We start from the raw sequence: 9,760 nt of genomic DNA, 5'->3' as shown, positions 1-9,760 counted from the left end.
TAAGTTTTTTAATATCTTTTTTAGTGAATAAAATTTTGCTCATTTAATAGCCTCCTATTCTTATATTATATTGTATAAAAAAAGTACCCATAGTCTAAACACTTTTTTTCAAAGTGTCCATTCTATAGATACCATTTTAATTAAATATAATCTTGAATTTTATGAATTTTCTGGTATACTTTTTCTATGACTTTATTTTAGGGTATATAGGCTAATGAATAATAACATGAAATTTGCATATTAATAATCAAAAAATTTACTAGATTAAAGTGAAAAAGTATGATATAATTAATGAAATTTCACAAATATTCTAACTTTAAATTAAGGGGGGAGAAAACAAATATGGAAAAAAGAGAAAATTGGGGCTCGAAGATCGGCTTTATAATGGCAGCGGCTGGTTCGGCAGTAGGTCTAGGTAATATATGGAAATTCCCATTTACCGCAGGTCAAAATGGCGGTGGCGCATTTGTTTTAGTTTATTTAATTTTTGTTGCACTTATTGGTTTTAGTGTTATGCTTACAGAATTTGCTGTAGGTAGAAGAAGACAGCTAGCTGCTGTTGGTGCTTTTAAATCGGTGGATAAGCGTTGGACTTTTGCAGGAGTTTTAGGAGTTTTAAGTGGATTCTTAATTATGGGATTTTATCCTGTAGTTGGAGGATGGGCTCTTGCTTATGTATTTAAAGTAGCAGGTGGTTTGTTAAATAACCCAGGCGCTATTGGAGATTCTTTTGGTGCGTTTATTACGAATCCTAGTGCTCCACTAATGTGGATGGTATTATATCTTATTTTAAACGTGGTAATCGTTGTAAAGGGTATATCTTCTGGAATTGAAAAGGCTGGAAAGGTATTAATGCCCCTATTATTTGGTATTTTAATTGTTATTGCAATTAAAGGTTTAACTTTACCTGGTGCAATGGCTGGGATGGAATTCTTATTTAAACCTGACTTTAGCAAATTAAATGGTAGTGTTGTATTAGCCGCATTAGGGCAAGCATTTTTCTCCTTATCATTAGGTATGGGATGTATGATTACTTATGGTTCATACCTTTCTAAGAGTGAAAATCTTGTGCAAAATGCAGCAATTGTTACTGCAATGGATACGGCCGTTGCATTATTAGCTGGTATTGCCATGTTCCCAGCAATGTTTGCCTTTGGTATGGAGCCAGCAGCAGGACCTGGATTAGTTTTTGTTGTTGTACCTACATTATTTGCAGAAATGGGAGCCATGGGTTCTGTATTTGCACTTATGTTCTTCGTAGCTCTTACAGTGGCTGCTTTAACTTCTTCCGTTTCATTACTAGAAGTTGTTGTTGCCTTTTTAATTGATGAAAAGCAATTTAGTAGAAAGAAAGCAGTATTTTCTTCATCAACGGTTATGGTATTACTTTGTATCCTAGCTTCATTGTCACTAGGCGGTGTAGGACCGAAATTATTTGGAACAGGTGCATTTGATATATTTGATTTATTAACAGATAAGATATTCTTAGCAATCGGCGGAATGTTATTATGTATTTTCGCAGGTTGGAGATTAAAGAAAGAAGACTTATATGATGAAGTTACAAACAAAGGTACAGTAGAGTTTGGCCTATTTGGAGCATGGTATGGATTAATTAAGTTTGTTATTCCAATTACAATTGCAGTAGTTGCATTTAATGGAATTCGTCAAGGATTTGAAAGCGGTTCTGGCCCAATTATGATATTGGGAATATGTATAATTGGATTCTTTGCAGCCATATCTAAAAAGCTTTAATATAAGGTTTTGTAAAAAAGTACAATATATTATTAAATATAAAAACAGCTTGAGACAATGGCGTCTTAAGCTGTTTTTATTCTGGAAATGATCTGTTTTAAATACAGAGCTATAACTATTTGATTTTATGAATAGGCCTAGATAGTAATAAGTTATGGATCAATAGGATATTATTGACATTCTAGAAAATGTATATTATAATGACTAAAATAGGAAATGATAATAATTTTCAATTGGTTATGGAGGGTCTCTATGCTAAGCTTTAATTCCGATGAATCTCAATTAATTGAAGAGTTGTACTTGGCTCTTCAGATTTTTCTTCTTTTAATTTTATTGAATATATCTTTCCCACTTTTCGTAAAGAGTGATTTTGTCATTATAAAAGCCTTTAGTATTTCTTTTGCAATTTATGTAGCCATAAAAATATTTGTTTTTGCCAAAGACACATATAATGAAGAAGGGGAAAAAAAAGGTGAACCAAGTAAAATAATGAGTATAGTAGATGGATTCTTTATTGGTATATTCATCTATATACAAAAGAAAAACCATGTTGATCTTATGGATTTTTTCTATATTTATGTGATTATTCAAAGTATTCGTTATCATAGGTCAAAAAGTATTGTATTTAGTTTATTAGCATCAGTGTTACATGCGCTTATAGTATTTAAAAGCCATGGTCCAAATATTTTAACTATTGAACTCATAACAAGTATTTCACTATATTTTTTAGTAAATTTAGTAATTGGATTTGCACTGAAACAAATAAGTATACTACAAGAAGAAAGGCATTATTATTATAATGAGTTAATTAAGAAAAATAATGAACTTCAACTACTGGCTACAACAGATTATTTAACAAGTTTGAATAATCATCAATCCTTTTATTCTTATTTTGATTCTTTAAAAAAACATGCTTGTAAAATTAAAACACCTATTAGTCTAACCTTGATTGATATTGATGATTTTAAGAAAATCAATGATACATATGGACATTTAGTTGGTGATGAAATATTAAAGGAATTAGCGAAAGTAGTTAGAGGAAGTGTTAGGAAATCTGATTTTGTAGCACGCTACGGTGGAGAAGAATTTGCTATTATCTTACCAAGTACTAAGTTGAATGTGGCAATACAATTATCTGAACGCATACGAAAAAACGTTGAAAATCATACTTTTAAAGTGAATGATGTGGATATTAAAGTAACCATTAGTCTAGGGACGGATACCCTTATTCCAGTGAATTTTCGTAAAAATCAATATGATTTCATAAAAGGGGTTGATGAGTTACTTTATGATGCGAAATCATCAGGTAAAAATAGAGTTTGTCATCTAGGTCATGTAATATAATTTAATAAAAAAATTGTTATATAAAGTATTCTCATAATTAAATGATATGGGGATACTTTTTATGTTAAAATAAAATAATAGGCTTATGTACGTATTTACAATTGGTATAGAAAATGGAATATGATGGAAAATTTCTTTGAAAAGTCACTAATGGGTATATTGAATGAAAATACAAAATTATTTCTAAATATGCAGAATGTAGGAATGGGAGAGGTTATTATGGATATATATGTTGCAAGACAACCTATATTTGACAGTGATTATAATGTAGTTGCATATGAATTATTGTATAGAGATGGAGACATGAACTTATTTAAGGGTAATATTGCTGATAATGTGGCAACTTCAATTGTACTCATGAATAGTTATCTTAATTTTGGTATTTACAGTTTGGTGGGAGATGCAAGGGTTTTCATTAACTTTGATGGACATTTAATAAAGTCAGGAATACCTGAACTATTAAACAAGGATAAGGTAGTAATCGAAATATTAGAAAGCGTAGAGCCTGATCATAAGTTATTAGGAAAAATGAAAAGACTTAAAGAGTTAGGATATACCCTTGCCATAGACGATTATACAGCTGATTATGGCTATGAGGAAGTGACTAATCTATGTGATATTGTTAAAGTTGATTTCATCCAGTGTAGCAGAGAAGAAATTGAATCAGTTGTGGAAAGATTAAAGGAGTCAAATAAATTAATACTTGCGGAAAAAGTAGAAACTAAAGAGGAGTTTCAATGGGCAAAATCTTTAGGATTTGACTACTACCAAGGCTTTTATTTTTCAAAACCATCTATAGAAAAGAGAAAGGCATTATGGGGAAGTGCACTCCAATATGTAAGACTTATGAATGAATTAAATTCCCCAGAGCCTGATTATGAAGCTTTATCGGATATTATTTTAATGGATGTATCATTGACTTATAAGCTATTGAAACTAGTAAATTCTAATACTAGATTACAATATGAAATAAAATCCATAAAACAAGCATTAGCCATGCTAGGTGTAAAAAAATTTAGCAGATGGCTTTCTTTGGCAATGGTTCGAAATATATGTAAACAAGAAACAGATGAAGTTGTAAGATATGCCATGATAAGATCAAATCTTTTGAAGGAAATTGGAATTAACTCTGATCTTAAAGATTCTGTAGACGAGTTAGCCTTATTAGGAACCCTATCCATATTAGATGCTATTTTAGAAATGGACATGGAGAAAGTAGTAGATTCTCTACCTGTTTCAAATGAAATAAAGGATACTCTTTTAGGTAAAAAAACCATATATAGTGATGCTATGGAAATATGCTTTGCCTATGAACGGGGTATCTTTACAGAGGCTATTAATTCAGCATTAAATATAAATTATAAAATTGAACTACTATCAACCCATTATTTATCTTCAGTTACATGGGCCGATAGGATGTTTGAAGAATTAAAAAATAGTCATTAGGGCATATTCCTAAATACATATAAGTTTCGTATTTATAAACCAGCTTTATGCGGGCCTATTTCAGGAAACTATTGAAAATCTTTTCCACCCGAGTCCTTGTCACAAGCGAAAGTGTGAATCTTCGTAGATAGGTTTATGAGTCATGTTGGAGTATCATAGGATGTTGTGACGTTCCAGGGTTCCAAAAATTTTCAATATATATTCCCTTATAGGCAAGTTACTGTATAAAGAAATCTTAGTGTTACGAAATCTATAAATATTCATTGTAATCATAAAAAACTTCTTATTAGGAAATATAATAAGAAGTTTTTTAGTTTATTCATTAAGATTAAATTGTATTACTATGGAGAAGACCTACGAATACATGAACAATTTCTTCATCAAATTGAGAGCCTTTACCTTGTTGAAGTTGGGTAATAGCTTCTTTTGTTGTTAATGGTTTTTTCCTATAAGGTCTAGCACTTGTCATGGCATCATAGGCATCTGCAACCATGAGTATTCTCGCCAATAGGTTGATGTCATCTCCCTTTAATCCAAGGGGATATCCTCTCCCATCAATTCGCTCATGGTGTTGGTGTAATATATTTCTACTTTCTTCTAGAAAAGCCACATCTTTAAGAATGTCATAACCAATTTGAGGATGTTCTTGAATCAATTTGAATTCTTCATCTGTCAATCTATCTTCTTTGTTAATAATTGAAGAGGGGATACCTATTTTTCCTATATCATGAAGAATACTAGCGAATTCAAGGGCAGTTATTTTAGTTTCACTTAGGTTTAATTTTTTTGCAATACTTATGGAGTAATTTCTAACACGATCACAATGTCCATGGGTATATTTGTCATTTGCTTCAATGGAGTTTGCAAGGACTTTAACTGTTGAGAGATAATTATTCTTCACTTCATTTAAAAGACTTAGTAGTTCTTCATTCATGGCCTCTGTCTCATCTGAGTAAGCAAGAATTTCTTCCTTTTGTGATAATATTTCTTTATTTTTATCTACAAGTTCCTGAACATGAATATTTCTTTCACGAAGAAGGGATCTTATTTTTTCAATCATTTCATTAAAATTTTCACCTAAGATTTTAAATTCATCTTGTGACCTGATTTGTACACGAACGTTAAAGTCGTTATGGGTAGAAACTTGATTAATTACTTCCATCATGTGATTCACAGGATTCATAATGATAGATGATAAAAAATAACCTATTATGAAGGTGATAAATACACTAAATATACCAATGGAAATGAATCTGTTTTTTATGGCAACAACTTCTTTGTCAATATCTAATGGATTCACTCCTACAAGCTTCCATTGAGTACGGGGTATTGTTAGATGGGAGATAACTACTTGTTCATTATTCCATTTATGTATATCTGTTCCATGTTCTTTGGAAAGAACTGTTTTTACCCATTTTATATTACTAATATTTTTTGTAAGCATTTTATTATCTGGGTGTGCATAAACATCTCCTTTATTGCTAAGGAGCATAAGGTAGCCCTTTTCACCAAATTGGATATTGTTGATAATATCTGAAAATTTCTTCAATTTTATATCCATACCTATTACGCCTACAATATTATTATCCTTATGGATGGCCTTTGCCACAGTTACAATAACATTTCCAAGCTCCCCTGCATCCACATAAGGTTCTGTCCAAATGATTCTTTTGTCATTACTTATTGTGGCCTTATACCAATCCCTGGTCCTACAGTCGTAATCACTAGGCATGGTAGTATCTATGGGAGTAATGAAAATAGAGCCATCTTCTTGTACACCTAAATATATCCACGCAATATCAGGGCTTGAACTAACATAGCCTGCCCATTGATCCGATATGGGCCTAAAATGTTTAGGTATAGATGTAACCATTTTAGGTTGATTAGGATTGTTGCGATAATTTTTTAAATCTTCATTTGAGGCCCAATGGTTAATAACATACTCCATATCATACATGAAATTTTTCAAGAAATAATCATTTACATTTTCTAATGTTTTGTAATTATTTAGTTTTATTTGATTAATCACTATTTCCTTTGAGTCATTATAGGTTAAAAAACCTAATGTTGTAACAGAGATAATAATTAATATGAGCATTATGATAGTGATTTTACTTCTAATTCTTATTCTCAAGAAGTTTCCTCCCTATGTTTTTAAAAATTTTGTAGAATTTTGATAAATATAATATTTCTATATTTATCTATCATATCCTCTAAAAATGTCATATTTTTTTTTATTTGTGAATAAATAACATAAAAATAAAGGAATATGATCTGTATGGCATATTAAAGAAGTTGGAATGTGAATTTTGTTTATAAGGATGGAAGGGATTTGTCGAAATATAAAAAATAGTGAAATTAGATGAAATAAGAAGGGAATTAAGAGAAAATGTAGAATATTATGAAAAAAGACCTTGTTATATTTAGTAATGGAAAAAGGGAATTTTACATATAAAAGAATTTTAAAGCTTATATCTTGTACAAATAGGAGGTAGATGGATGAGTGGACAAACTGGAATATTATTAGAAAGTGGAACTGGAGAGGTTGAAGTATTAGAGTTTGTAGTTGGACAAAAACACTATGCTATTAATGTAATAAAGACAAAAGAAATATTTGAGGTCGATAATATTACAAAGATTCCTAATTCAAATAATGCAGTAGCTGGAATGACATTGATAAGAGGTAATGTTTTAACAGTAATTGATTTTAAATATGTTTTAGAAAAACAGAAAAATCCTGATGTGAAAAGAAGTATGGCCCTCTTATGTGAATTTAACAAAACTAAGGTAGCCTTCTTAGTGGATAAGGTTATTGGCATACATCGTATAGGTTGGGATAATATTGAAAAACCAAATGGGATTGTACAAGATTCTTTAGTTATAGGAAATATCATAATTGATGATAAAATATTGATGCTTCTAGACTTTGAAAAGGTAGTTATGGATATAAAACAGTCTTATGGTGCTTATGAAAAGGGAATTAAAAATATTAAATACAATAGAGAAAGATCAGATGTTAGATTGATTTTGGCAGATGATTCCATTACCATAAGAACCATGTTAAATGACGTATTAAGAGAGGCAGGATACACAAATCTTACTTTCTTTGACGACGGTAAACAAGCACTGGACTATTTAAATAGTATGGTAGATAAAAATGGAACAGAGTTTTTAGAATCTGTAGGTGCTCTGATTACAGATATAGAAATGCCTCAAATGGATGGACATACCCTTACTAGGAAAGTAAAAGAGCATTCCATATTAAAAGATTTGCCAGTAATCATATTTTCTTCATTGATCACCAATGATTTACATCATAAAGGAGAATCTGTAGGAGCTGATGCACAAATGAGTAAGCCTCAGATTGATGACTTGGTAGAAGTTATAGATAAGTATACTTTATGATAGTTAAGATAAATTAATTATAGATTTAATCATACAATATATTATTAAATTTGAAAATAAAGAACATATTCTATGATAATAGGGTGTGTTCTTTTGGTTACAAAAATTTTATCATATTGACGGTGAATTTAGAAATTTGGTACAATATGGGTATAGGTGTAAATTTACAAGCCAACAGATATAGTAGGAGGACATATGAATATTAATACATTTAGTAAAGTTATATACAAGGAAGTAGGCACATTCACATGTATAGATGACATATACTACGATAACTACAGAATATGCACAGAGTTCGCTAAAGGGAAAGTTTATAAGCACAAAATAAAGAAAAGTTATACCATATCAATAGACAATAGTAAATACAAGGATATACCTATGGAAAAAACATCATTAGTGGGAAATTGCATTTTTCATACTAAGGATAAGGATTTAATTTTGTATAATGATAAAATAGAAAACTGGACTTATAAATTTGGAATAACTAGAGAGTATAAAAAATCTATTCTTGAAGGAATAACATTTGTAAATGGAATATTAGATAAGGTCTATCACATTGATTATGTAAAGATGCAAAAGATTAACTATTGTGCAGGACTATATGAAACAAAGTATTATGAACAAATTGGAGATAATGTAAATAGGAGTGAACCCCTTTTTATAAATGCAATACTTGTGGATATTTATAATAGATATAATGAAACATCCTATTCATCCATAGAAGAAGTATTTGCCCATAAGAATTTTTGGAATGTTATAACTAACTTAAAGAAGTTTGAAGGTATAAGCTTAGGAGTTCAACTTAAGCTAGAGGGAAGTGATGAGGTATATAAGGAATACCCTTGGTACTCATTGCTTAAGGATATGACCCTTCCAAAAGTAACTATAGAACTTTTAAATGATAACAAAACAAATTAAATATAATTAACCTATAGAGTTTTGTATAGAATATATCTTTTTTAGGATATACCCTTATGCAAGACTTTTTTTATTTTATTTAAGCATACTATTTTCAAATAGTAGCAAAATAATAGATGAATACATCGGGGAGTTGATTTTAAGTGAAATTATATTTAGAGATTATAATTCAAACATTTTTAGCTTTTTTTTCCATATTGTTTATTACTAGGCTTTTAGGAAGACAACAGGTATCTCAGTTGGCTTTTCATGATTATGTAAATGGTATAACCTTTGGATCCATAGCTGCAACACTGGCAACTGATCTTGATAATAGGACCATGCAACATTTTATTGGCCTTATTTTATTTGGAATACTTACATGGGCAATTTCATTTATTTCCTTAAAAAGTAGGAGTTTTAGAAAAGTGGTAGAAGGTGAGCCTGTATTGGTAATACAAGAGGGGAAAATACTAGAAAAAAACTTAAAGAGAGTTAGGTATAATATTGATGAACTAAATGTACTTCTTAGGCAAAATGACTGTTTATCACCAGAAGATATTGAATATGGATTATTAGAAGCAAATGGAAAGTTAAGTATATTCAAAAAAAGTCATAAAAGAACAGTAACCTTAGGAGATTTAAATCTAAAATGTGAAGAGGAAAGCATACCTACAGAAATAATTATAGGGGGACAAATTATATATGAAAATTTAAGAAAAAGAAAGTTAAGTGGTAAAGATTTAATAGATAAACTTAAAAGTTATGGGGTAAAAAGAATTGAAGAAGTTATGTATGGAACTATAGATGAAAATGGAAAGATGTATGTGGATAAATATGAAGATAAATTAGAGAAAAATATTGATTTTAGCGAAAATAATAAGGGCGTATAAATATTAAAATAGAGCAGGAGTAT

At 30.0% G+C, this 9,760-nt stretch carries 7 protein-coding genes; 6 read left to right on the top strand and 1 reads right to left on the bottom strand.

The features are described from left to right. Window positions 1-342 precede the first annotated feature (342 nt). From N4A57_RS07055 to N4A57_RS07045, 3 genes are all read left to right on the top strand, one after another. Window positions 343-1,752, top strand: a complete 1,410-nt coding sequence (locus N4A57_RS07055) for a sodium-dependent transporter (protein WP_293657127.1) — start codon at window positions 343-345, stop codon at window positions 1,750-1,752. A 252-nt stretch (window positions 1,753-2,004) separates the two neighbouring features. Then, window positions 2,005-3,096, top strand: a complete 1,092-nt coding sequence (locus tag N4A57_RS07050) for a GGDEF domain-containing protein (RefSeq protein WP_293657126.1) — start codon at window positions 2,005-2,007, stop codon at window positions 3,094-3,096. A 219-nt stretch (window positions 3,097-3,315) separates the two neighbouring features. After that, entirely contained in the window at window positions 3,316-4,542 is a 1,227-nt protein-coding gene (locus tag N4A57_RS07045; RefSeq protein WP_293657124.1) for an EAL and HDOD domain-containing protein, read from the top strand. Window positions 4,543-4,870: 328 nt separating this feature from the next. On the opposite strand, the gene N4A57_RS07040 is transcribed toward N4A57_RS07045, so the two are convergent. After that, window positions 4,871-6,676, bottom strand: coding sequence for an HD domain-containing phosphohydrolase (locus tag N4A57_RS07040; RefSeq protein WP_293657122.1), 1,806 nt, complete (start codon window positions 6,674-6,676; stop codon window positions 4,871-4,873). A 365-nt stretch (window positions 6,677-7,041) separates the two neighbouring features. On the opposite strand from N4A57_RS07040, the gene N4A57_RS07035 reads away from it, so the two are divergent. From N4A57_RS07035 to N4A57_RS07025, 3 genes are all read left to right on the top strand, one after another. After that, entirely contained in the window at window positions 7,042-7,947 is a 906-nt protein-coding gene (locus tag N4A57_RS07035) for a chemotaxis protein (RefSeq protein ID WP_293657121.1), read from the top strand. A 195-nt stretch (window positions 7,948-8,142) separates the two neighbouring features. Beyond that, on the top strand, window positions 8,143-8,865 hold the full coding sequence (locus N4A57_RS07030) for a hypothetical protein (protein ID WP_293657120.1): 723 nt from the start codon (window positions 8,143-8,145) through the stop codon (window positions 8,863-8,865). 143 nt (window positions 8,866-9,008) lie between these two features. Then, window positions 9,009-9,737 (top strand): YetF domain-containing protein, encoded by a 729-nt coding sequence (locus N4A57_RS07025; protein WP_293657119.1) that lies wholly within the window; start codon window positions 9,009-9,011, stop codon window positions 9,735-9,737. The last annotated feature ends 23 nt before the right edge of the window (window positions 9,738-9,760 follow it).

Origin of the sequence: Anaeromicrobium sp. (assembly GCF_025210435.1) — a bacterium.
Lineage (GTDB): Bacteria > Bacillota > Clostridia > Peptostreptococcales > Thermotaleaceae > Anaeromicrobium.
Note: the sequence above shows the minus strand (reverse complement) of the source record. Positions and strands in the feature narration are given on the sequence as shown.

Excerpts from the sequence above, each read along its gene's own strand:
- N4A57_RS07050 (WP_293657126.1), top strand. The coding sequence starts at position 2,005 with ATGCTAAGCTTTAATTCCGATGAATCTCAATTAATTGAAGAGTTGTAC.
- N4A57_RS07055 (WP_293657127.1), top strand. The coding sequence starts at position 343 with ATGGAAAAAAGAGAAAATTGGGGCTCGAAGATCGGCTTTATAATGGCA.
- N4A57_RS07045 (WP_293657124.1), top strand. The coding sequence starts at position 3,316 with ATGGATATATATGTTGCAAGACAACCTATATTTGACAGTGATTATAAT.
- N4A57_RS07035 (WP_293657121.1), top strand. The coding sequence starts at position 7,042 with ATGAGTGGACAAACTGGAATATTATTAGAAAGTGGAACTGGAGAGGTT.
- N4A57_RS07030 (WP_293657120.1), top strand. The coding sequence starts at position 8,143 with ATGAATATTAATACATTTAGTAAAGTTATATACAAGGAAGTAGGCACA.